Below are 23,084 nucleotides of genomic sequence, written 5' to 3' on the forward strand. Positions count from 1 at the left end.
AATTTCAACAAACAGGAACTTAGTGTGGTTAAGCCTAAAATTATAAAAACAACAGAAAACCCATTGCAGACAATGGAAGTTGAAGTATTCGATGAATACGGTGAGAAGCTTGTAAAGCAGATTGCATGCGAGCGTCCTCTTACCGTTATGCTTAACTGGAAAGAAATCGTTACCTTAATGACGCTTGGCTCTCGTCCTGAGTCATTGGTGTTGGGCTATTTAAAAAATCAAAGCTTTCTGTCTGATCCTGAAGCCATTGAATCAATCATTATCGACTGGGAAACTTACAGCGCGGCCGTCATCACTAAAGAAAATACCGATCATCTTGATAAAGCACTAAAGAAAAAAACGGTTACTTCAGGGTGTGGTCAAGGCACCATGTATGGCAATGTGATGAAGCAACTAGAGGATTATAAGGTTCCTCAAGTCTCCATTAAGCAGTCTGAGATCTATTCTGCACTAGAAGCGTTAACTCATTATAACGATACTTACAAAAAAGCGGGGGCCGTCCATGGCTGCGCTGTGTGTAATGCCAACGAGGTACTCTCCTTTGTAGAAGATGTAGGTAGACATAACGCGGTTGATACATTGGCCGGAGAGCTGTGGCTTAACCAGCAAACAGGTGAAGATAAAATTTTCTATACAACGGGTCGTCTAACGTCTGAAATGGTCATTAAGGTTGCTCAGATGGGTATACCAACGTTACTTTCAAGATCGGGCGTCACCCAAATGGGGTTAGATCTGGCTCAGAAATTCGGCATTACCACTATTGCCCGTGCGAAAGGATTACGCTTTCAAGTCTTTACCGGAGCCGACAAGATAGAGTTTGACGTAAAAGGTCATTTGAAAGACGAGTAACGTCATTTTATTAAAGTATACAAAGGGAGGCTATTGAGCCTCCCTTTTTAATTACAGCCTTATCAGTACTAGATGCCTATAGCTTCACTTCGTCACAATAATGGGAATTATTAGCGATTAGTTCAGTATCCGAAGTATTAATTACTCATCACCTTGCATAGGTGAAATTTGGTGCTATTAGTTTAAAAGCCACTGTAACAAAACCGTCATAAAAACATAATATTTGAGTGGCCATCAAACGTCAGTTCACCAGGAGTTATCTATGGCTAGGCAACCTATTGTTACCCGTTTAATGCTGTCTCTCTCGATTCGAGCTCAGTTAATCTTAATTACATTTTTCTTACTTATTGGTATTTCAACGTATGCTCTCTATGAGCAATACAGCTTCAATCAGCTCGATCAATTACGACTAGCAGACCACGAGAATCAAAGCAGCGAGGTTGACCTACTGACACTGAGAAGGCATGAAAAGGACTTTTTGGCTCGTCAAACCCCAAAGTACCTTGAACGTTTTGACAAAACGGTCACCACGCTTCAAGACCGAATTCGCAATATTCAGTCGTTACTTGACGATCAAAGTGCTCAAATCATCAAACCAGTAACGCTTTCGCTTGAAACACTGACACTTTATCAGCAACAGTTTCACCAACTTGCAGCTCAATTGCTTACCTTAGGGTCAAAAGACGAAACGGGACTCACTTCTGAGGTAATTAAATCGCGTCACCAGCTTACAGCAGATATTAATCTTCTTGGTGATGCCGAATTACAAGCCGCCTATTCACTACTGCTTAATCAAAATCTTCATTTCTCTGAAAACCCGAATACCGAGTCTTTAAATGCCCTACTTTCAGAACTCAAACGCTTTTCCAATTTGTCCCAGCGATATAGCTTCATTCATGAAGGCGTTAATCGCTACAAAGAAGCGGTTGTCGCGTTAACTGATGGTTACGTCGCTATTGGGTTAAGTGCTGACACAGGGTTGCAAGGCGCATTACGAAGTAACGTTCATCGTACTGAAGAAGCTATCCATACGTTACAGGACCAAATAACAGAAATAAACCAAGTTGCCACAGCCGAAGTTACTTTTAAATTACAAGCGATTGGTTTAAGTATCGCACTCATTGTCTCTTCTATGCTGCTTCTTATAGGTAAAAGCATCACTAGGAGAATTGGAAAGATCACTGAGCTGATGAAAGATATATCCGAAGGTAATGGCGATCTAACGGTCAGAATGAATGCCCAGGGCAATGACGAACTGGCCCAGCTAGCCAATTCATTCGATGTCTTTGTTGCCAAGTTACACAAAAATATCGCTGACATTGCCTCCGTCATGCACACCCTTTCTGATTGCGCTTCAACGTCAGAAAAAGCCGCCAATAAGAGTATGACTAATGCGGAACAACAAAAAATAGAATCAGAATTGGTTGCGACCGCAGTGAATGAGTTGGTGATGACAAGCAACGAGATCACGGCAAACATTGAGAGTGCTGCAGATAACGCGCTTCGAGTAAAAACGGAAGCGGAAAAAAGTATGCAGGTCACTCACATTGCAGGAGAAAGTATACAAGCACTCGCGAGCAACATATCGAACTCGCAGCTACTAGTGAACGAGTTGTCAGTTCATAGCCACGAAATAAAGACGGTTATATCCACCATTACCAGTATTGCAGAGCAGACCAACTTACTCGCTCTGAATGCTGCGATAGAAGCGGCACGAGCCGGAGAGAATGGCCGAGGCTTTGCGGTCGTAGCTGACGAAGTAAGACAGCTCTCTTTGAAAACTAATGAATCAACTAAGCAAATTGAAGAGACAATTAATGGTTTAACGTCTGGCGTTGATAGAACGGTAAGTACGATGCAAAGTAGCCTAGAGCAAGTGAATACATCGAATAAACAAACGGTGCTAGCGGTAGAATCGATTCAAAAGATCGTTGATCAAATTTCAGAAGTGTTCGACATGAACGCCCAAATCGCGACGGCGTCTGAAGAGCAGTCAATGGTGTCTGCTGAGATCGATAGGAACATCACTCAAATTGCAGATCTTGCAGGAAGCACAGCATTGCAGGTTTCTAAAACGGGAGAATCAAGTCTAGAAGTGATTAATGTGAGTCATAAGTTACAGGGTATCGTTGGTCAATTCAAATACTAACTAATTGATTAATATTTATAATAAAGCGATCAAAAAAGGCTCCATAGGGAGCCTTTCATTTAGAGGTTAGTTAACAACCAAACTCTATTATGCTTCTCTTGATTTTAAAAGCTCGGCGTACGTGCCACGGAAATCGTTGATTTTGCCATCTTTGATTTCTAGGATACGTGTTGCAAGTGAATCAACAAACACACGGTCATGAGAGACGAAGAACAGTGTTCCTTTGTAATTCTCAAGCGCTAGGTTCAATGCTTCAATTGATTCCATATCCATGTGGTTCGTTGGTTCATCCATTAATAGGATGTTTGGCTTATGCATCATGATTTTACCAAGAAGCATACGACCTTGCTCACCACCAGAGATAACCTTCACTGATTTCTTGATGTCGTCTTGACCAAAGATCATACGGCCTAGGAAACCACGAACAACCTGCTCGTCTTCACCTTCTTGACGCCATTGACTCATCCAATCAAAAAGGTTCATCTCTTCTTCAAAATCATGAGCATGATCTTGAGCGTAATAACCGATGTTTGAGTTTTCAGACCACTTGTATTCACCAGTGCGCGGAGCCAATTCACCCGCTAAAGTGTTAAGCAGTGTTGTTTTACCTACGCCATTTTCACCAATGATAGCAACGCGCTCACCAACTTCGAAAATACCATCGAACTTGCTGTAAAGATCTTCTTCAAAACCTTGAGATAGGTTTTCAACAACAAGTGCGTTACGGAAAAGCTCTTTTGATTGCTCAAAGCGAATGAATGGGCTTTGACGGCTAGACGCTTTAACTTCAGCAAGTTGAATCTTATCAATTTGCTTAGCACGAGAAGTGGCTTGTTTTGCTTTAGATGCGTTCGCAGAGAAACGAGAAACGAAAGTTTGAAGCTCAGCGATTTGTGCTTTCTTCTTTGCGTTATCTGTTAATAGACGCTCACGAGCTTGAGTCGCAGCAGTCATGTATTCATCGTAGCTACCAGGGAAAAGGCTAAGCTCGCCGTAATCTAAATCCGCCATATGAGTACATACAGAGTTTAAGAAGTGACGGTCATGCGAGATGATGATCATGGTGCAGTTACGTTGGTTTAACGTCTCTTCAAGCCAAGCGATGGTATCCATATCCAAGTTGTTGGTTGGTTCATCAAGAAGCATGATATGCGGGTCAGCAAATAGAACTTGTGCTAATAGAACACGAAGTTTCCAACCAGGGGCTACTTCACTCATTAATCCAAAGTGTAAGTTCTCTTCGATACCAACAGCTAAAAGCAGCTCACCCGCTTTAGCTTCTGCCATGTAGCCGTCCATTTCAGCGAACTGAACTTCTAGATCAGCCACTTTCATGCCATCTTCTTCGCTCATTTCAGGAAGAGAATAGATGCGGTCACGCTCTAGTTTTACTTCCCAAAGCTCTTTGTAACCCATGATAACGGTATCAATTACAGAAAATTCTTCATAAGCAAACTGGTCTTGGTTTAGCTTAGCAACACGTTCGTTAGGATCGTAGCTAACGTTACCCGAGGTTTGCTCTAGCTCACCGCTAAGAATTTTCATAAAGGTTGATTTACCACAACCATTTGCGCCGATTAGGCCATAGCGGTTGCCTTCGCCAAATTTGACAGAAATGTTTTCAAATAGTGGCTTAGCGCCAAATTGTTGTGTGATATTCGCTGTGGAGATCAAAGCCGTTACCTTTAATTTAATGGAATTTGTATAAACGGCGCAACGTTACTTGTTCACAACCAGAACTGCAAGCGTTGTTTGCTTTAGATCACATAAATTGCAACCGTTGTTCTTCAAAAGAGTGTGTTTGTAAATGTTAGTTTTGAAAGCGGACTGTTAATATAGGTGACGTGTCTCATAAGTGAAGCGGACATTCGTCTCCTTAGCGATTAAAGTATCGCGCTTTCTTTAACGCTGTGTTTGTTCTTATTTAATAAATATGTGCCTACACTATTAGCTAACCACCTAAGTTTTAAGTGAATTATATGCGTTTCTTGCTACGATTTATTACGTTCGTTTTGTTTCTTGTGCCAATGTCTTCTCATGCTAACTGGAGTTATGACTTATCCACCTCACAAGCTATTGATGAAACCGCATTATCTATTGCGAATGAAATTAACCAGTTTCCTGAACTACTTTTCATTTCATCAACAGAGCAGCGTAAAGTTAATCAGCTTCTAACTGCAACGGTAGAGCAGCAAGCTAAACATATTCATCAATTCAACAAAATACTGACTTTATATAAAGAAGATAGAACGGAAGATCTTTGGCGCCAAACTGAATCTTCATATTTGACACTTAAGAGCTTAAGTCAGAGTAAACAGGCACTTTTATCACTGACAACTGAGCATAATAGAGAGAGACTAATCGGGTTTGGGCCTGATGGCGTCACTCAATTTAAGCAAGAGTGGCAATTAGTCCAAATCAATCTAGATTATTTGGCTTATTTTCAAGTTCGTAGTTTTGGCGTGTTTTTTAGTGATCTATTTATCTCTCCTATTCCTGTTATTTGGGTCGCTTTAAAGGTTTTCGCTATTTACTGCATATTGACCTGGTGGCTAACTAAGAGCTCTAGGATTATCACGCTATTTCGTGAGACTCAGCTAAACAAAACGACCTCTCCTCCCGTTTGGATTCGAACAATTTGGTATTTAAGCCGAGCACAACGAGCAATTGCATGGCTCGTTGCCATTACGCTGTCATTACGGGTTCTATCAAGTATACCTAGCTTGCAACATTTAATTTTCTTAGAAATTTTCACCTGGTGGATACTCGGTGGTTCAATTGCTATTAGTTTTATTTTGGAGTTTGTATATAGAAACAGTCGAAGCTCTAGCCCTGAGATGGTTGCGTTACGTTTATCGAGCACTCAACGTTACGTTTGGAGTGCTATCTTTGCCGGTGTCATTTTGCAAATTTCACTACGTACACTTGGCGAAGCCACGATCTATCACTGGATTTATAGTGCCCTTTTCTTCTGGTTTATATTGGTTACGCTCTCGGTTCTTCGTCTTTGGAGACCCCATGTATTTTCGATCGTGATTAGACAAACTGATAAACCAGTGTGGCTTAATTGGGCGATTAAACATAAAGACACACTTGCATTAGGAATGTTGGCAACAGCTATTGCGATTGTTTGGATTACAATACACACACTCCAACACCGCATAGTTTCAGCCTTGTCTCAATATACGTTCTTTAGCCAAGCACTTGCCTATTTATTTAAAATAGAGGTAGCGAAGCAAGCTCATAATAGTGATTCACAAACTAGTTTAGTTAGAATTAAAGGCGAGCAAACTTTTAAGTATGTATTACCCGGTAATAACGACAGTACTCTCATCCCTTATGCTCAAAGCGAGTTAAAAATACTGTCTAAGTACCTATTGAGTGATAGTCCTGCAATTTGTGTTGTGTCTGGAGAGAGAGGCGTAGGCGTAACCACGCTACTCAACTCTGTGTTACATCGAGCTAAGAATGCTGAGCCACTCTATCTAAACTGCCCTTACTCAGGATACAAGGAACTACTTGAGCTATTAGCACTTAGCCTTGGTTTAGATGAAACGGCGACCGAAATTCAAATTCTCGCCTTTCTACGTAAGAGTGATACCACTTATTTAATTGCGGTAGATAACGCTCAAAGGCTCGTTAAGCCAATGGTCGGCGGTCTAACAGGTTTAATTCGCCTAACTAATCTATTGAGACGATCTAAAAAGAACCATCGTGTTGTTATGGCTATTGAAAAATCGAGTTGGCGATTCGTCGATAGAGCCAGAGGGGAACGATTGCTGTTTGACTGGGTTTCGTTTATGCCGCGCTGGAACGAATTACAAATCCAACAACTTCTTGATAGCCGAATCAATCAAGACATAGAACATCCGCTGAGTTTCGACGGCCTTGTTGTTCCAAAGCAATGGGACCAAGAAGATATTACTGAAGAAGAGCGTGCTAAGAAGGGATTTTATCGAATTCTTTGGCATTATTCTGATGGAAACCCAACCGTTGCATTGCGTTTCTTTCGCTTATCACTTAATCGAGATAAAGAAACGGATCAGGTTAAGGTTCGCCTATTCAATGCACCTCAATCACTGGAGCTTGAATCTATGCCCAAGCCAATGCTAGCTGTGATACGTTCAATCGTGCAACTAGAAGTCGCTTCACCAGAAGAACTCTCAGAGTGTACACAGCTAAGTATTGCTGAAGTCATTGGAACACTTCGCTACTTCCAAAGTAGAGGGTTTATAGAGTGGAGCGAAGACAAAGCCCGAGTTTCTGACCACTGGTTCCGCCACATTACCAATGTACTAGACCGTCAACATTTACTGGTGAAGTAACATGATTCGAATACTATTTTTTGTAATAACTGCAATTTTATCCTTCTCTAGCTTCGCAACAGAAGAGATTGCAAATGTTGAAAACATCTCACAGTTTACAAGCTTGATTCGTTGGAGTGGCGTTTTCCTGTCTGTGATTGTGGTCTTGGCAACGTGGATACTGCTTAAATTTATTAACTCAATGGTTGTCAGCATTGGTGGGCAGTTTGTTCAATATCGTATGCTGCTACAAAAACTACAATCGTTCTTGCAGTTCTTCATTTATATGTCGGCTGGTATCTTGGTCTTTATGATGAGCTTTAGAATCAATGATCAGATACTCACACTGATAGGAGGAACACTTGCGGTCTCGGTTGGTTTCGCACTCAAAGACCTTGCCGCTTCATTTATCGCAGGTATGACAGTGATGGTTGATCGTCCATTTCAAGTAGGTGACCGCGTCACATTTGAAGGGAACTATGGAGACATAATTACGATAGGATTGCGTTCTGTTCGTATGCGTACACTGAACGACGATATTATTACCATTCCAAATAACAAATTCTTAAATGAAGTAACGGTCAGCGGGAATTATGGCGCACTCGATATGCAGGTGGTGATCCCCTTCTACATCGGCATGGACGAAGATATATCATTAGCGAGAGATCTGATCCAAGAAGCCGCCTCTTCGAGCCGTTATATTCATCTACCAAAACCGGTAGTCGTGCTAGTTAAGCAAACAATTACAGATAACTATTTAGCGATTCAATTAACCTGCAAAGCCTATGTTGTTGATACTGGATATGAAAAGCTTTTTGAAACCGACATTACACTAAGAGTAATGAAAGAGTTTAAAAAGCACGGTATTAACCCACCTAAAATAGCTTTTACTCAGAGCTAGTTTAAAGAAGGCTTCAATTATGAAGCCTTCTTTTTTCTTAGCGCACTAAGTCTACGACTCCCCTTTACTACTGAGCAAACACTACAAGCTCTCCTATAATTAGAACTATTCGTAGTAATATTTTGGTATTCAAATGTTGAACGAACGACACGCTTTGTCAGGGGATACACAAACCATTGTCGACTTGGAGAAATGGCAGCAAAGTGTTGACTTGATGTCTGAGCTTTATGGGTCAGTGAATGGCTCCATTGTCCAATTTCGTAATAATGAATTTAAGGTTGTGGTTACTAGCTGCAATGAAGATAACTACCTTGTTCGAAATGACAGTTGGGACTGGGGCATGAAGAGCTTCTGCCGCGAAATTGTTGAGACGAATAAAGCGCTTTATGTTCATAGCGCGCTGCAGGACAACTACTGGCACAACGCCCCTCCCGTTGTAGAAGGCCCTGTGCGCTCTTATTGTGGCTTGCCCATATACTGGCCTGACGGTTCTTTGTTTGGCACTATCTGTGTTATTGATAATAAAGCGAGTGAGTATTCAACAACGTTATTAAAACTGTTAGAGCAATTTTGCCAGCTCATCACAGCTGATCTTAAAATGCTCAGTGATTTTGAAGAATTAAAAAGCTTAGCACTAACCGATGAATTGACGGGGCTAAATAATCGACGGGGATTAATGATTCTTGGAGAGCAGCGCATCAAAGACGCGACGAGGTCTAAACAAGTTCTCGGGTTAACGTATTTGGATATCGATAACCTTAAGACAATCAATGACCAATTAGGTCACCAAATTGGAGATCATTGTATTTCAGCGCTTGCTAAAGTACTGGAACTGAATTGTCGTGAAAATGATATTAAAGCGCGAGTTGGTGGTGACGAATTTATTATCATCACCCTAATTAATGAAGAAAATGAACGCCCCTATGATCAATCTCTCAACGAGCTTTCTGAACGTATTATCAAGAGCTATCGTTCTATGATTCAAAAGCACGATCCTACAGGCTTAACATCTGTTAGTTGTGGAGGGATTACCTTTGAACACCATGAGCTACACAGCCTCGATGAGATGATCAAAAAAGCCGATAAACTGATGTATCAACATAAGCAGAGTAAAGCCTGAATCTGTTTAATTCGGAGCTAACAATACAAGTCGTCTACACGACGCAAACTGATTGAACGTGTTCGACTTGCTTTGGTAGGTACACACTAAATTGGCTACCTTTTCCTAGCTCAGATTCCACTTTGATTTCACCACCAGACTGGCTCAATATACTTTGTGATACTGATAGTCCAAGCCCAGTGCCGTCTCGTTTGGTGGTATAAAAAGGGTCAAAAACGCGTTTTATCTGCTCAGGGCTAATACCGCATCCTTGATCTTTTACGTGAATAACAGCCCCTTTCAATTCGCCGTCTTCATACCAGTCATAGGTGGATATTCTTAACTCCCCCTTGCCTTCCATCGCATAAATTGCGTTCATTTGAAGGTTGACTAACACTTGTAAAAACTGATGTCGATTTACCTCAACGGCAACATGCGCATTTAGATCGGCAATAAATGTAATCTGTTTTTTCTTAGAGCCTGTTTTTACTAACGTAACGCTCTCTTCCACAATAGGGTTCACATGCTCCCATGTAATTTCGTCTTGAATCCCACCCTGTCGGCTGTATTGAAGCAAACTACGCGTAATGTTTCTAATCCTATCAACCTGTTCTAAAATCGAACTTATCTCTTCTTCAATTTGAGCTGCATTATCACCCAGTTCAAATTTAATCAGTTCTGCATTACCAAGAATAACCGCAGTTGGATTGTTAATTTCATGAGCGATACCCGCAGTGAGTTCTCCTAGTGCGGCGAGCTTTTCATTTGTTACTAGCTTATCCTTGGTTTGATTGAGTAGCGTGATATGGTGCTCTAGTTGGGCTGTTTTCTCTTCGAGGCTTGCCGTCCGTTTTTGAACTTTTAACTCTAGTTCCATGGCTGACTCTTCAATTTGTTCTTTACGTTTTTCTAGTGAGTCGAGCATGTTATCAAACTGTCTCGCAAGCTGAGCTAACTCATGCTTTTCATCCAAACCAATCTCACCAATTCGTTTATCTTTACCAAGCTGTATGAGTTTGACTACTTTGTGTATACGTTCAATTGGCTGAAAGAGATCCCGAGAGCCTCTATAAACAACATAGCCAGACCCAACGAGGATCAGCAAAGTCATTATGCTAACTTCGACAATATTGGTCATATACTCTTTGAAAAACGGCCAAATAAGGTAACCGGTATAGAGCATGCCAATGATTTCATCATTGCTGTCTTTAATCGGCTGATAGGCTGTGATGTACCAGGCATCATAAACAAATGCACGATCCACCCATTTATTACCATCGATTAGAACCGCCTTCTCTACCTCGCCTGAAACATTTGTACCTATGGCGCGACGGCCACTACGTTGTTCGTCATTACTGTTCAGCGGTACATTTGTACTAACCCGAAGTTCATCAAGAAATATTGTTACCGTCCCTTTGGGTCTTCGGTTATCAACGTTGTCGACTGGATAAATGAGATCTCGAATTTGGTCTACAAGTATTGTGCTGTTATTTAGAAGAAGCCCGCCATCGAGGTAGCCGACAATGGTGCCATTTTCATCCCTTATAGGTAAAACTGTACGACTAACCAAACCAGAACTTTGTATTTGTTCTGAGTTAACCAATGAAATTTCAGCGTCTACTCGGAGCTGTTCATCTAAATAATTCAATTCATCGGCGGTTAGTCGGTCAAAGAATGTTTGGGCTTCCACTGCATGGTTTTCATTTTCGCTGTAGGTAACCATTGAGCGTATTGAAACGCTTTGTTCGGAGTGGACTGAATGGAAGGTCAGGAAATCAAGTCCATACCGCTGCTTTTGTTGTGATACCCAAGAGCTAAGCTCTTTGTTTGTAAGGGCTTTATCATCAGCTGATAAGGTTTTTAGGCGAACTCTAAAATCATATGATTCAGCTAAAGAATCAATGTCGTTGGCTTGTTTCTTTTGCAGCAGCGTAATGCTGTTATTGGCAATACCTAAACGTTCAGATACATCAATTAATGTCGCATTCCACGTGTAATGTATAGACCAATAAACGGTTATCCCAATTAGTGCTACAAGCATTAACAAAATAGGGGCAGACGTTAATATTAATAACCTGTATCGCACCATTGATTTGAACCGAAAGCGCCACTTGGAGAGAAAGGCTAAATCACTCGGCATAAGAGATCCCTTCAATTGACCACTCTTTAAACTTTCTCTCTAATGTTTTACGTGCAACACCCAAATCTCTAGCTGCAGCCGATTTATTACCATCGTATATCTCAACTATTTTTAGTATATGGGCTCGTTCTACTTCTTTGAGTGTCCATGAACCTGGGTATCCCTCACCTTGAACGACGTTGCGCTCTTCCAGTTCAGGTAGTTCATTACCACTGGAGACTTGAATAGAAATATGAGGGGTAATCGTCTCGCCATTAAGCTCTCGCCAATAGTGGGCTGGCGGCTTGTCTAATAATAGGCATCGCTCTATTAGGTTTTTGAGTTCACGGATATTACCCGGCCAATCGTAGTCATTAAGTGCGGAAATATCTTCATGTGCCCACTGTGGAATGGGCATTCCAAGTTCATTGGTTAACATGGTCGTAAAATATGGGATTAGATCTTTAAGGTCCGCCTTTCGATCTTTTAATGATGGGACTTCAATCTTTAATACGTTGAGGCGATAATAGAGATCTGAACGGAAAAGCCCTTTTTTAACTTCTTCTTCTAAATCACGGTTGGTCGCCGCTACAATTCTCACATCAATGCTGACTTCTCTCTCACTTCCAACTGGGCGAATGGTTCTTTGCTCAAGCACTCGGAGTAACGAAGCTTGCATCGCTAAAGGCATTTCTCCTATTTCATCAAGAAACAGCGTCCCGCCATTTGCAACTCTAAATAGCCCTTCTTTACTCTTCTTTGCTCCCGTAAATGCTCCAGATGTATGGCCAAATAGCTCACTAGCCAATAAATCAGGCGCAATAGCCCCACAGTTAATCGGAATAAACGGCCCCTTACGCTGGCTCGCTTCGTGAACTCCGCGGGCAACAAGTTCTTTCCCTGTACCTGATTCGCCTTCAATCAATACTGAAGCGCGTGACGGTGCGAATTGAACAATCATCCGTTTTAACTGTTTGGTTTTATCAGAGCTACCAATAATATCCGTTGTGCAATGACGTAAAGCGTCACGACGCAATGCGTAATGCATACGCTCCGCCAATCTCTTCTCCATACAGCGTTGTACGGCTTGCAGCATCTGCTCTAGATTAAAAGGCTTTAATATAAAGTCACTCGCACCGAGTTTGAGTGCACTGATTGCTGTTTCTAAGTCAGCGTAACCTGTCATAAAAATCACATCACAGCGTTTATCCGGGTCAGTAAAAACTTCTTCCCATTCAATCCCTGAGCGTCCCGGTAAATTGATATCTAATATTACCAAGTCGAAATGATTCTCTGTTCTTTTAACTTCCGCTTCTTCGATGCTAGAGGCGCAATCGACAATAGAAAACCATTTACTCAATGCTTTCTTTAAAATAGTCTGCATACCAATTTCATCATCAACGATTAGAACGGAAAAGGCATCGTATTTTTGAGTTGTCGCTGGATTAAGTAGTGCAGACATGAAGATCTCGTATTAGAACAAAGGTTAAGACAGAGTGTACCAACTTTTGCTCATACTACGATTGCGAATGTGCGACATTTTGTCCTTCCGCATATTATTTGTGCAGCTAAGTTGCTGAAAACACATTATCAGCAAGCCAAAACCATGATTTATGATAGATTGAAAACTTGGCATTCGATTTGCTTAATGATGCTATGAATTCACTGTATCTATATGTTTTATCAATTAACGGAATAGTATTTTTATGAACATGGTTACTTCAGCTTTCGTTACATTATCAGTTGGCTTGTTTAGTTTCTCATCACTTGCTAATGACGATCAGCCACATATTCGCTTGGCGACGACAACCAGTACTTATCACTCGGGCTTGCTTAATTATCTACTACCTGAGTTTGAAAAAGATACCGGTTATAAAGTTGATGTTGTTGCAGCGGGAACAGGTAAATCACTAAAAATGGGTGAAAATGGCGACGTTGATTTGGTAATGACACACGCACCAAAAGCAGAAGCTAATTTTGTCTCTCAAGGGTTCGGTATTCTTCCTAGAAAACTTATGTACAACGATTTTGTGATTGTTGGACCTGAATCGGACCCAGCTAAAGTTACAAACGAAAAAGATGTACTCAAAGTATTTAGTAAGATTGCTTCAACGAATGCGACGTTTATTTCTCGTGGTGACGACTCTGGTACGCATAAAAAAGAGAAAGGACTTTGGGAGCAAAGCAAAATTGAACCAGATTTTGGTGGTTACCGCTCAGTTGGGCAAGGTATGGGGCCAACACTAAACATGGCGTCAGAGATGCAGGGATACACGATGACAGATCGAGGAACGTGGCTTGCCTACAATAATACGCTCGATTTGTCTCTTTTGTTCCAAGGTGACAAAAATCTCTTTAATCCATACCAAGTTATTCTCGTTAACCCTGAGCGCTACCCGAGTATTAATCATAAGGGCGCTAAAGTATTTAGTGATTGGTTAATTGACTCTAAAGGGCAAGAACTCATCAATACTTTTAAACTAAACGGTAAGCAGCTTTTTGTTGCTAGCGCCCAGTAGTTCATTAAAACTCAATGAGTTAAAACCAAACAGCAAACGAGCAAATAAGACAAACAACCGATGTTAGATATCTATATGAGAACAGAAAATTAATGAGTCTTTGGCAAACGACGTTGGATGCTCTAGCTCTACTAGTGAGCTTAGACCGAGAATTATGGGAAATCGTTGCTGTTTCCTTCAGTGTGTCGCTATCTGCAATTTCGGTCGTGTTGATCCCCTCTTTACTGTTTTCCTTTGTATTAGCGTACACAGAGTTCCGAGGGAAATGGTTTTTACTCTCAATTATCAATACTCTACAAGCTATCCCCACGGTTGTGATTGGCTTACTTCTTTATATGACACTTTCTCGATCCGGCCCATTAGGCGATTTGCAGCTGCTATTTAGCCAACGAGCAATGATCATTGGCCAAATGTTGATCTGTTTCCCTGTATTAGTTTCGATGATGCATGGCGCATTACAGTCGAGTGACCGTCGATCAGTTGAAACATCCATCACTCTCGGTGTCTCAATCTACCGTGTGGCTCTTACAAACATATGGGAACTGCGCTTCCCATTAATGGCTGCTGTGGTCGCTGCGTTTTCAAGAATTGTAACTGAAGTTGGCTGCTCTATGATGGTTGGCGGTAACATTATGGGCTTAACGCGAAATATACCGACAGCAATAGCAATGGAAAGTCATAAGGGTGCGTTTGCCCAAGGTGTGGCACTGGGTATTGTGCTATTAACACTTGCTCTAGCGCTGAACTTTTTACTTTCTAGCATGCGTGGCAAAGGCCACCTACGTACTTAAACGAGGCTGTATGACAATAAAAATAACAACACAGCAATTATCGATGCGCTTTAAAGAGCGAGTGCTATTCCATATTCCAGAACTGGCTATTGGTCCTAGTGATGTCATCTATCTGAAAGGTGATAATGGTGTAGGCAAAACCACATTACTCAAGATTTTATCGGGCCTTGTTAAACCTAGCTCAGGGAAAATACTCACGCCCAATAAAAACTGGCTTCATCGCTTAACGTCATGTGGTGGCCACAAAGATGTTGTCTACCTACATCAGTCCCCTTACCTCTTTGATGGCACAGTCTATCAAAATGTCGTTTATGGAATACGCTTCCAAAAGCAGTCAAATATCGATAAACGTGTGCAAGTCATCACAGCATTGAGAATGGTCGGGCTAGAAACTTTAGCTGATGAGCATATATCGGTATTATCAGGCGGAGAAAAGCAACGAGTCGCAATGGCAAGAGCCTGGATACTCAAACCATCTATATTATTAATGGATGAACCGAGCGCATCACTCGATCAAGAATCGATTGAGCGTTTGGTTATCATGGCAAAAGATTTAATTAGTAGAGGCTCTAGTTTGGTTATCACTAGCCACCAGACTAACGCCCTCACACAACTATGTCGTAAACAGTGGTGGATAAAAGAATCAACACTTATTGAATCACCGCTATTGCACGTTATCCCAGATTTAGAACAAGAGAATTCGTATGTTAGCACCCGAGCAAATTAGTTGGGTTATTTTAGCTGGTGGGCAAGCCACTCGAATGGGCGGCCAAGATAAAGGACTAATCAACCTTGATGGAAAACCTTTAATTCAGCATGTGTTCGAACGATTACAGACGCAAACAGATACGATTACGATTAATGCTAATAGAAACTTAGACACCTATAGAAAAATCGCACCCGTTATAAATGATCAATTTGAAGGCTTCCCCGGGCCACTAGGCGGCATCCATGCGGGCCTCACTCACTCGGATACTGATTGGGTTGGCTTTGTTCCGTGTGATAGTCCATTAATCAATACCGATTTAGTCAAACGCTTTAGTCAACAGGTCACAGATGATGTGGATATTTTAGTCGCTCACGACGGTGAATTTAAACAGCCAGTGTTTACCCTTTTTAATAAGCGTGTTCTTAATAAACTCAATGCATTTTTACAGCGTGGCGACCGAAAGATCATTTTGCTCTACAACGAATGTCGCACAGAATATGTCGATTTTAGTGATTCCCCCAACTGTTTCCTAAACCTTAATACCCCAGAAGAACTTACGCAATTTGGAGCACTCCAGTCATGATCAAACATTCTACTCAACTGCCACTTTTGGGATTTGCTGCTTATTCAGGAACGGGAAAAACAACGCTACTTGAAGCGTTGTTACCGATGTTAGTTAAAACGGGGTTGAAGATTGGTGTACTCAAACATGCCCATCACGATTTCGATGTGGACGAACCAGGTAAAGATAGCTATCGCCTAAGAAAAGCGGGCGCATCTCAAATGCTGATTGCATCTCGTAACCGACATGCACTGATGACCGAGACTGAGGATGCAGAAGCCGAGTTTGATTATCTATTGACTCGCTTTGATTCCAGCAAACTGGATCTGATATTAGTTGAAGGTTGTAAAAATATAGCTTTCCCTAAAATAGAGCTACACAGAGAAGTTGTCGGTAAGCCTTGGATTTATCCTCACGACAATAACATCATTGCAATCGCGGCCGACACTCGAGTAGAAAGCAACTTACCTCAGTTAAGTATTGATGATCTAGAAGGCATATGTCAGTTCGTTTTGGATTACGCAAAGTCATTTAACAGTGTGGGTGAGCAAGAGACAGCAAAGGCAGCATCAACATGTTGTGACATTTTGTCCCCTGCCTTTTTATCGGTTCAAGAAGGTCAAGACAAAATCTTATCGATGGTATCAAGCGTTACATTGAAGGAGTCGACGCCAATTGAAAACAGTTACGGTCGAGTCTTAGCTAGTGATGTTATCTCTCCGATTGATGTTCCTCAATACACCAATTCAGCGATGGATGGTTATGCGATCCGAAGTGATGACCTCGATTGTGATGAATACAAAGTGGTTGGGGAAGTTCTGGCTGGTTACTCTTACGACAGCGAATTAAAGAAAGGTGAAGCGGTTAAAATAATGACGGGGGCGCCTACCCCGTTGGCCGGTGATACCGTTGTAATGCGCGAGCAAGCAATTGACAGCGGTGACGCGGTAACCTTCTCTGGTGGAAACATTAAAGCTAAGCAGAACGTTCGCCAAGCGGGTGAAGATCTTTCCGAAGGACAAACTGTGTTTACCAAAGGTACGCGCATACAGGCACCAGAAATGGGTATGTTAGCATCGTTAGGTTTTGCTCACTGTAATGTCAAAAAACCACTTCGTGTTGCGATATTCTCAACCGGAGATGAAGTTCAAGCGCCGGGAAGTGAACAGAAAGCCAATACGATTTACGATTCGAATCGTTTTGTTTTAATGGGATTACTTGAGAAGCTCGGCTGTGATGTTATCGACTTTGGAATTTTGGAAGATAATGAAAAGCTAATGATTGATGCTTTAGAAAAGTCATCAGTGCAGGCGGATCTCATTCTAACATCTGGTGGTGTTTCTGTCGGTGATGCCGATTATATAAAGCTAGCCTTAGAGAAGCTCGGGAACATAGACTTCTGGCGTATCAATATGCGTCCAGGTCGTCCTCTTGCTTTTGGTCACATTGACGATAAGCCATTTTTCGGTCTACCGGGTAACCCTGTCGCTGTGATGGTCTCATTCATCAATTTTGTTGAGCCTGCAATTAGAAAGATGCAAGGCCAGCAGAACTGGCAGCCGCTAAAAGTTCCAGCTGTAGCCTCTGAGCCACTACGCTCTCGCATTGGACGTACTGAATTTAGCCGCGGTGTTTATAGTGTTGATAATTCAGGGACTATTTCAGTATCGACAACAGGCAAACAAGGCTCAGGGATTTTACGTTCAATGAGCGAGGCAAACTGTTTAATTGAAGTTTCTCCGGCAGTAGATACGGTAAAAGTTGGAGAAAGCGTGACAATTATACCGCTTCAAGGCAGAATCTAACTGAACCACCTATTTTAATAGTCAAACTATTTCATAAAGGCTGGCTTTGCCGGCTTTTATTTTAGAACGATCCAATTTATTTGAGAACAATACTATGGTACGCACGATCCTTTACACGTACAAAGATGAAAACAAAGAGTTAGCATTTTCGTATGAAAAGCACCGTAATATTCATGAAGCTGTGGCTGAAGCTGAAGGGATTGATATCTCTGGTTATCTAAAAATGGAACAACAGATAGAAGCAATTTCTGATACGAAAGCAGTTCGCAACTATCGAGATAACCACTTTCAACGTTTAGGCTTTGGTAAGATTACCTTAAAGCAAAAAGATAACGTTGGTGTTGGTAAAAAATAACCCGTTACCATACTCGTCAGAACGATTTATAAACTAAAAATGGCTTGCAACTGCAAGCCATTTTTTATTGATTTCATATGAAAGCATTTATTTAATATTTAAGAATGCCGCACCACGAACACCGCCTGAATCGCCATGTTTCGCTTTGATGATTTTAGGGCATTTGGCTACTGACAGCAGGTATTTAGGTATACGCTTTGGCATCTCTTCATAGATGAGTTCAAAGTTAGATAAACCGCCACCTAAAGCAACAACATGTGGGTCGTTTGCGCTAAAGATATTAGCGAAACAGATAGCTAGAAGCTCCATAAAGCGATCAACATGCTCTACAGCATTTGCATCCCCTTCTGCATTTGCTTTGATTATCTCTATCGCTTTTTTCTTTTCACCATAGTAATGGTCATAAAGTAGCTCAAAGCCACGACCAGATAGGTAGCTGTCTAGGCAACCTTTCTTACCACACCCACAACCAAGTAACGGTGCATTGTCTCCAAGGTGGAACCAAGCGTCGATGGGTAAACGTGTGTGGCCAATTTCGCCCGCAACGTTATTTCGTCCACCAAATACTTTACCGTCATAGATAAGACCGCCACCAAAACCCGTGCCAAGGATAAGCCCTAAAACACTTGGCTCGTCTTTAAGTTCATCATCCCACGCTTCAGAAAGAGCGAAACAGTTAGCGTCATTCTCAACTTTTACGCTACGACCCAAGCTTTTCTCTAAATCAGCACGTAGCGGTTTGCCCTTAGCAGCAGGAACATTAACAGTCAGTACTGTCGCATCATCGGCATCTTCCATACCTGGAAGCCCAAGACCGACCTTGCCTTCACAATTAAACTGCAGGTCGTACTTTTTAACAATCGCCGTGATGGTTTCAACGAGTAGTGGATAATCGTCAGTAGGTGTTGGTACTCGTTCTGTTGCAACTCTGTTTAGTTCGTCATCAAAAGCACCAAACTCAATTTTAGTACCACCCACATCAAAGCCGTAAAACATGCAATTCTCTCCATAAAAAGCACCCAAAAGAGGAGCTAAAAGTTATTCTCTTCACATTATCCACATAGACCAGCCTACAAACCGTGACATGCGATCTATTTATTCGGCCTATCAATGCAACTGTTCATTGTTAAGCCACCTAGTTTTCATTTATTAGAGTTACTTCTCGAATTTCACTTCGGTGAGGAAATGTTTCAATGCAGGTTTCGTAAGATCCGGCTTTAGTCTAGTCTTGGTGAGCAAGTAACTTTCTCGGAATGTTTCAAACCACATTTCTAAGACATTCGCTGCGCTTTCTTCATTAACCTTTGATAATACTATAGATGCGACTTCCGCCGTGGACAGATGATCTTCGTTGTCAGATTTTCTCATTAAGTATTGAGAAACAGATTCTGGCTTGATTGAGAATACAGGTAGCTTGGAAAGATAGTCAGACTTTCTAAATATCTTCCTAGCTTCTCGCCAACTGCCATCAATAAAAATCAGTAGTGGCGTTCTACCTGCTTGTAGAGAGTTTGTTTTTAATGCGATGTCATCTGAAACAAGCCGAGCTTTATCATCAACATAATCTTCAGGAAAAATAATGACTGGATAGAAATTTGGATCGTTCAATTTAGCCAACATCTCAGCGTCAGGTTCCGTTCTATTCCATTGATAGACACTGGTATTCTTCACTACATCGGCGATCAGTCTTCCAGTATTACTCGGTTTGAATACCTCGTTCTCAGACACAATCAGCATTGCCGCGACGTTGGTATCAACATCTGGCTGAAACGCACACAAACAATGCTTAGTTGCGACTTGGCAATAACCACAACGTTCTATTTTTGAACCTCGAGCATTAAAAGCTCGTGTGGACTGACTTTGACGATATTGATACAGGTGATGGAAAGCGTGAATTCTCATGGCATTTGATTAGTACTAGAAAGTTGACGGCATTGTACTTACAGTACGGTAAGAAGCAAAGCATGCTGTCACTTAGTAATACCCGAGGTACGAGAAAGAATGGCGAATCCTGAATTAGTAAGATTGATGTTTTTTATTTTAACGTTTGTATTGTGTGCAACATGGGAATGGGTATTACCTAAAAAATCGCTCACACAAAGTAAATGGGTACGTTGGATTAACAACATAGCGTTAATATCACTGAGCAGTGCTCTAGTATCGATTCTACTGCCTGTTGTCGCCTATCAAGCTGCAGTCTATTCTGCACAGCAAAACATCGGTTTACTAAACCAAATATCCCTGCCAATCACTCCTACGCTGATATTTTCTATACTGTTACTCGATCTTGCCATTTATTGCCAGCACGTTATTTTTCACCGTATTCCTATCTTGTGGAGATTGCATCAGGTTCACCATGCTGACCAAGATATCGATATGACAACGGGATCGCGTTTTCACCCGATTGAAATTATCTTGTCTATGCTCATCAAAATCGTCATCGTTATGTCACTGGGTATTCCAGCAACAGCGGTTGTGATCTTCGAAGTCATACTCAATGTGAGCGCTATGTTTAATCACAGCAATGCTCGCCTCTATATGCCAGTCGACAAAGCAATGAGGAAATTAATTGTCACCCCCGACATGCACCGAGTACATCACTCGATTATCGTGAAAGAAACACACTCCAACTTTGGGTTTTTCTTGTCGATTTGGGATAGGTTGTTTAAGACTTACATTGCTCAGCCGTCGCTTGGACATGATGAAATGACGATTGGATTGCCTAAGTTCCGAACAACTAGAGAGCAATGGTTAGATAAAATACTGACTCAACCCTTTCGTAAAGGTTGAGTCAATTCTTCTGTAGAGCTTAGAGCGTGTATTTATGAAGCATTGCTTGCTGGTGTCCTGCAATTTCAGCAACCTGCTCTGAGCTTTCTACCATTGATTGAAGTTGATGCTTGGTCTCTTCGCCCTGAACAGAAATATGAGTGATCGATTCGCTGACGTCTGTCGTTGCTCTTTCTTGCTCTTCCGTCGCGATAGTGATTTGTTCTACCCGTGTTTGAATGTGGTTTACTGCAAGTTCAATGTCATTGAAGGTGGTTTTTACTTCAACACTAGAAGCTAATGCTGATGCCATTTCTCGACGTGATACTTCAACGGCCTGACGAGATTTATCAGCCGCTGCAATCAATTGATTCATCTTCACCCGAATATTCTCAGTTTGTTGGGATGTACCACTCGCCAATTGGCGTACTTCGTCAGCAACCACAGCAAAACCTCTGCCCTGTTCACCTGCTCTAGCGGCTTCTATAGCAGCATTAAGCGCAAGTAAATTGGTATTCTCTGCGATACCAGAAATGAGCTCGACCATTTCGCGAATTTGTTTAACACGATGGTCGAGTTCCACCATTGAAGATTCATTGAGATCTAACGTAACTTCCAGTTTCTCTAGTCGCTGCCTATTTTGTTCAACTACTTCTAAACCACGAGTTGATTGATCGGTCGCATGCCGAGAATCTTTATAAGATTCAGTGGTAATCGTTGAAATTTCACGGATGGATGCTTCTAGTTCAGTGACCGTTGTCACCATACTCGCGAGAGATTCATTTTGTTTGATAAGCGTCTTACTCGAGCTTTCTGCTGCGTCATAGCTGATTTCAGCTGTTTGATACAAGGTTTCACAATTTCGCGTCACTGTTGAAATAGATTCTCGTGTCGATTCGATCACCTGATTAAGTTTACGAGCCACTTCTTGAAATTCAAATGGGCCTACCATCGGAACACTCGACGATAGATTGTGGTCAGTAAGCAACGTTAAGTGATGTTTGATGTTCTTTAAGCTTCGGTTAAGCCAGCCACGAATCCCAATACCAAAACTAATAATGAGAACAGCGATTATCGCGCCAATGACGAATAGGCGATAAAAAGTTGAAGCAATAGTGTCATTGACCGCTTGTTCACGCTGTTCAATAAGGGTAAGTGCGGTTTGGGAGATAGACTCTAATTCTGCAATGGTTTCGTCCGCTAAAGTTACCACTCTCGCGACTTGAGCCCTTTGTGCTTCCATTAGCTCTAGCTTGGCAATGATGTTCTTTAGAATCCCATTATCTTGAAATCCTTCATTTACCATAACGTAAGGTGTCGTTAAGCTTGCGAACTCTTCGATATCTGGGTGCCAATCTTTAAAGTCGTCATACGCTAAGTTGATTCCAGCTATTCGATTTCGCATTTCTTGATACTCTGTTTCTGCTTTTTCAAGATCACTTTGCATCATGAGCATTAAGAAGGTGCTTTCTAAGGAGCTTGCACTCGCGATAAAGCGGTTCGCGGCATCTGATGATGTTGGATTGTCATTTGATAGAAACGAAGAGATGCGATTCATTTCTGGCCCAATAGAGCTCAAACCGTAGCGGAAAGAACCTACCTGATCATCAATAATACTTTGTTGTTGTAATAACGCCAGTTGCGTTGACAGTACATCACCGGATAAAAGGTTGAGCTGTTCAACTTTGCTATTAAGTTCAAACGTATCTTGTGTTTGCTGTCTTTGGCCATCGATATTAGTGAAGCTTGCAGAAAGCTGACTTACGTTATTAAGTAATCGGTTACTTTGCTTTGTCAGTGTCGAGACCGTGGCTTGATTGCTTTGTAATTGTTCAACCGTTATTAGCTGAGTTGCATAACTTAGCTGCTTTACCTGCTCCAAAATTGTTTGGGTCAAGTTGGCATTATTAATAGCCAGTGGCAGCGCTTCTTCTGATAAAACACTAAACTCTTTACCAACTCGTTCAACGCTTTTAAAACTAATGAAAGAGAAGATCGCGATTAACACTAATATGATGAGAAAAACGACGTTAATCGTTTGGACTAACGACACGGACGATGATTTGGTTGTCTTTGCTTTCATGGACTTTACTGGCTGACTCTAGCAACATTTGTTAGCTGTCGATGCTAGGCGTTTAGTATTA

At 41.6% G+C, this 23,084-nt stretch carries 18 protein-coding genes; 12 read left to right on the forward strand and 6 right to left on the reverse strand.

Going from position 1 to position 23,084, the window contains the following annotated elements; translation table 11 throughout:
- Nucleotides 1–24 precede the first annotated feature (24 nt).
- Nucleotides 25–858 (forward strand): formate dehydrogenase accessory sulfurtransferase FdhD, encoded by an 834-nt coding sequence (locus tag L4D20_RS13035; RefSeq protein ID WP_428802026.1) that lies wholly within the window; start codon nucleotides 25–27, stop codon nucleotides 856–858.
- A gap of 262 nt (nucleotides 859–1,120) precedes the next feature.
- Nucleotides 1,121–3,007, forward strand: a complete 1,887-nt coding sequence (locus L4D20_RS13040; RefSeq protein ID WP_428802027.1) for a methyl-accepting chemotaxis protein — start codon at nucleotides 1,121–1,123, stop codon at nucleotides 3,005–3,007.
- Between the two features lie 87 nt (nucleotides 3,008–3,094).
- Here L4D20_RS13040 and L4D20_RS13045 read toward each other — a convergent pair whose 3' ends face one another.
- A complete protein-coding gene (locus tag L4D20_RS13045) occupies nucleotides 3,095–4,681 on the reverse strand; it encodes an ABC-F family ATPase (RefSeq protein ID WP_428802028.1) in 1,587 nt (528 codons plus the stop codon).
- A 305-nt stretch (nucleotides 4,682–4,986) separates the two neighbouring features.
- Between L4D20_RS13045 and L4D20_RS13050 the strand changes: the two genes are divergently transcribed.
- The 3 genes from L4D20_RS13050 (at nucleotide 4,987) to L4D20_RS13060 (ending at nucleotide 9,332) form a co-directional block, all read left to right on the forward strand.
- Complete coding sequence (locus L4D20_RS13050; RefSeq protein ID WP_428802029.1) at nucleotides 4,987–7,332, forward strand: AAA family ATPase; 2,346 nt, start codon at nucleotides 4,987–4,989, stop codon at nucleotides 7,330–7,332.
- Between the two features lies 1 nt (nucleotide 7,333).
- Nucleotides 7,334–8,212 carry a mechanosensitive ion channel family protein gene (locus tag L4D20_RS13055; protein WP_428802030.1) on the forward strand — a complete coding sequence of 293 codons (879 nt, stop codon included), beginning with the start codon at nucleotides 7,334–7,336 and terminating at the stop codon, nucleotides 8,210–8,212.
- Nucleotides 8,213–8,345: 133 nt separating this feature from the next.
- Entirely contained in the window at nucleotides 8,346–9,332 is a 987-nt protein-coding gene (locus L4D20_RS13060) for a sensor domain-containing diguanylate cyclase (protein WP_428802031.1), read from the forward strand.
- Nucleotides 9,333–9,366: 34 nt separating this feature from the next.
- On the opposite strand, the gene L4D20_RS13065 is transcribed toward L4D20_RS13060, so the two are convergent.
- Nucleotides 9,367–11,451 carry a sensor histidine kinase gene (locus L4D20_RS13065; RefSeq protein WP_428802032.1) on the reverse strand — a complete coding sequence of 695 codons (2,085 nt, stop codon included), beginning with the start codon at nucleotides 11,449–11,451 and terminating at the stop codon, nucleotides 9,367–9,369.
- Nucleotides 11,441–12,892 carry a sigma-54-dependent transcriptional regulator gene (locus tag L4D20_RS13070; protein WP_428802033.1) on the reverse strand — a complete coding sequence of 484 codons (1,452 nt, stop codon included), beginning with the start codon at nucleotides 12,890–12,892 and terminating at the stop codon, nucleotides 11,441–11,443. Before L4D20_RS13070 ends, L4D20_RS13065 begins: the two co-directional genes overlap by 11 nt.
- A gap of 244 nt (nucleotides 12,893–13,136) precedes the next feature.
- On the opposite strand from L4D20_RS13070, the gene L4D20_RS13075 reads away from it, so the two are divergent.
- From L4D20_RS13075 to L4D20_RS13100, 6 genes are all read left to right on the forward strand, one after another.
- The gene (locus L4D20_RS13075; RefSeq protein ID WP_428802034.1) at nucleotides 13,137–13,949 is read left to right on the forward strand and encodes an ABC transporter substrate-binding protein; all 813 of its coding nucleotides are present in this window, start codon (nucleotides 13,137–13,139) and stop codon (nucleotides 13,947–13,949) included.
- A gap of 92 nt (nucleotides 13,950–14,041) precedes the next feature.
- Entirely contained in the window at nucleotides 14,042–14,740 is a 699-nt protein-coding gene (locus L4D20_RS13080) for an ABC transporter permease (protein WP_428802035.1), read from the forward strand.
- Nucleotides 14,741–14,750: 10 nt separating this feature from the next.
- The gene (locus L4D20_RS13085) at nucleotides 14,751–15,467 is read left to right on the forward strand and encodes an energy-coupling factor ABC transporter ATP-binding protein (RefSeq protein WP_428802036.1); all 717 of its coding nucleotides are present in this window, start codon (nucleotides 14,751–14,753) and stop codon (nucleotides 15,465–15,467) included.
- On the forward strand, nucleotides 15,445–16,032 hold the full coding sequence (gene mobA / locus L4D20_RS13090; RefSeq protein ID WP_428802037.1) for a molybdenum cofactor guanylyltransferase MobA: 588 nt from the start codon (nucleotides 15,445–15,447) through the stop codon (nucleotides 16,030–16,032). Before L4D20_RS13085 ends, mobA begins: the two co-directional genes overlap by 23 nt.
- Entirely contained in the window at nucleotides 16,029–17,816 is a 1,788-nt protein-coding gene (locus tag L4D20_RS13095; RefSeq protein WP_428802038.1) for a bifunctional molybdopterin-guanine dinucleotide biosynthesis adaptor protein MobB/molybdopterin molybdotransferase MoeA, read from the forward strand. Before mobA ends, L4D20_RS13095 begins: the two co-directional genes overlap by 4 nt.
- 94 nt (nucleotides 17,817–17,910) lie before the next feature.
- On the forward strand, nucleotides 17,911–18,171 hold the full coding sequence (locus tag L4D20_RS13100; protein ID WP_428802039.1) for a DUF2960 domain-containing protein: 261 nt from the start codon (nucleotides 17,911–17,913) through the stop codon (nucleotides 18,169–18,171).
- Between the two features lie 87 nt (nucleotides 18,172–18,258).
- Here the strand turns inward: L4D20_RS13100 and nagK are convergent, their stop codons facing one another.
- On the reverse strand, nucleotides 18,259–19,167 hold the full coding sequence (gene nagK / locus L4D20_RS13105) for an N-acetylglucosamine kinase (RefSeq protein ID WP_428802040.1): 909 nt from the start codon (nucleotides 19,165–19,167) through the stop codon (nucleotides 18,259–18,261).
- Nucleotides 19,168–19,326: 159 nt separating this feature from the next.
- Nucleotides 19,327–20,073 carry a tRNA-uridine aminocarboxypropyltransferase gene (locus tag L4D20_RS13110; protein ID WP_428802041.1) on the reverse strand — a complete coding sequence of 249 codons (747 nt, stop codon included), beginning with the start codon at nucleotides 20,071–20,073 and terminating at the stop codon, nucleotides 19,327–19,329.
- Nucleotides 20,074–20,172: 99 nt separating this feature from the next.
- On the opposite strand from L4D20_RS13110, the gene L4D20_RS13115 reads away from it, so the two are divergent.
- Nucleotides 20,173–20,961, forward strand: a complete 789-nt coding sequence (locus tag L4D20_RS13115; RefSeq protein ID WP_428802042.1) for a sterol desaturase family protein — start codon at nucleotides 20,173–20,175, stop codon at nucleotides 20,959–20,961.
- Between the two features lie 19 nt (nucleotides 20,962–20,980).
- Here L4D20_RS13115 and L4D20_RS13120 read toward each other — a convergent pair whose 3' ends face one another.
- The gene (locus L4D20_RS13120) at nucleotides 20,981–23,023 is read right to left on the reverse strand and encodes a methyl-accepting chemotaxis protein (protein ID WP_428802043.1); all 2,043 of its coding nucleotides are present in this window, start codon (nucleotides 23,021–23,023) and stop codon (nucleotides 20,981–20,983) included.
- Nucleotides 23,024–23,084 lie beyond the last annotated feature (61 nt).

It is taken from the genome of Vibrio kyushuensis, from assembly GCF_050337325.1.
Classification (GTDB): Bacteria; Pseudomonadota; Gammaproteobacteria; order Enterobacterales; family Vibrionaceae; genus Vibrio; species Vibrio kyushuensis.

Coding starts and splice junctions, on each gene's coding strand:
- L4D20_RS13060 (WP_428802031.1), top strand. CDS start 8,346: ATGTTGAACGAACGACACGCTTTGTCAGGGGATACACAAACCATTGTC.
- L4D20_RS13075 (WP_428802034.1), top strand. CDS start 13,137: ATGAACATGGTTACTTCAGCTTTCGTTACATTATCAGTTGGCTTGTTT.
- L4D20_RS13120 (WP_428802043.1), bottom strand. CDS start 23,023: ATGAAAGCAAAGACAACCAAATCATCGTCCGTGTCGTTAGTCCAAACG.
- L4D20_RS13100 (WP_428802039.1), top strand. CDS start 17,911: ATGGTACGCACGATCCTTTACACGTACAAAGATGAAAACAAAGAGTTA.
- L4D20_RS13050 (WP_428802029.1), top strand. CDS start 4,987: ATGCGTTTCTTGCTACGATTTATTACGTTCGTTTTGTTTCTTGTGCCA.
- L4D20_RS13055 (WP_428802030.1), top strand. CDS start 7,334: ATGATTCGAATACTATTTTTTGTAATAACTGCAATTTTATCCTTCTCT.
- L4D20_RS13065 (WP_428802032.1), bottom strand. CDS start 11,451: ATGCCGAGTGATTTAGCCTTTCTCTCCAAGTGGCGCTTTCGGTTCAAA.
- L4D20_RS13040 (WP_428802027.1), top strand. CDS start 1,121: ATGGCTAGGCAACCTATTGTTACCCGTTTAATGCTGTCTCTCTCGATT.
- L4D20_RS13085 (WP_428802036.1), top strand. CDS start 14,751: ATGACAATAAAAATAACAACACAGCAATTATCGATGCGCTTTAAAGAG.
- L4D20_RS13115 (WP_428802042.1), top strand. CDS start 20,173: ATGGCGAATCCTGAATTAGTAAGATTGATGTTTTTTATTTTAACGTTT.
- nagK (WP_428802040.1), bottom strand. CDS start 19,167: ATGTTTTACGGCTTTGATGTGGGTGGTACTAAAATTGAGTTTGGTGCT.
- L4D20_RS13095 (WP_428802038.1), top strand. CDS start 16,029: ATGATCAAACATTCTACTCAACTGCCACTTTTGGGATTTGCTGCTTAT.
- L4D20_RS13070 (WP_428802033.1), bottom strand. CDS start 12,892: ATGTCTGCACTACTTAATCCAGCGACAACTCAAAAATACGATGCCTTT.
- mobA (WP_428802037.1), top strand. CDS start 15,445: ATGTTAGCACCCGAGCAAATTAGTTGGGTTATTTTAGCTGGTGGGCAA.
- L4D20_RS13110 (WP_428802041.1), bottom strand. CDS start 20,073: ATGAGAATTCACGCTTTCCATCACCTGTATCAATATCGTCAAAGTCAG.
- L4D20_RS13080 (WP_428802035.1), top strand. CDS start 14,042: ATGAGTCTTTGGCAAACGACGTTGGATGCTCTAGCTCTACTAGTGAGC.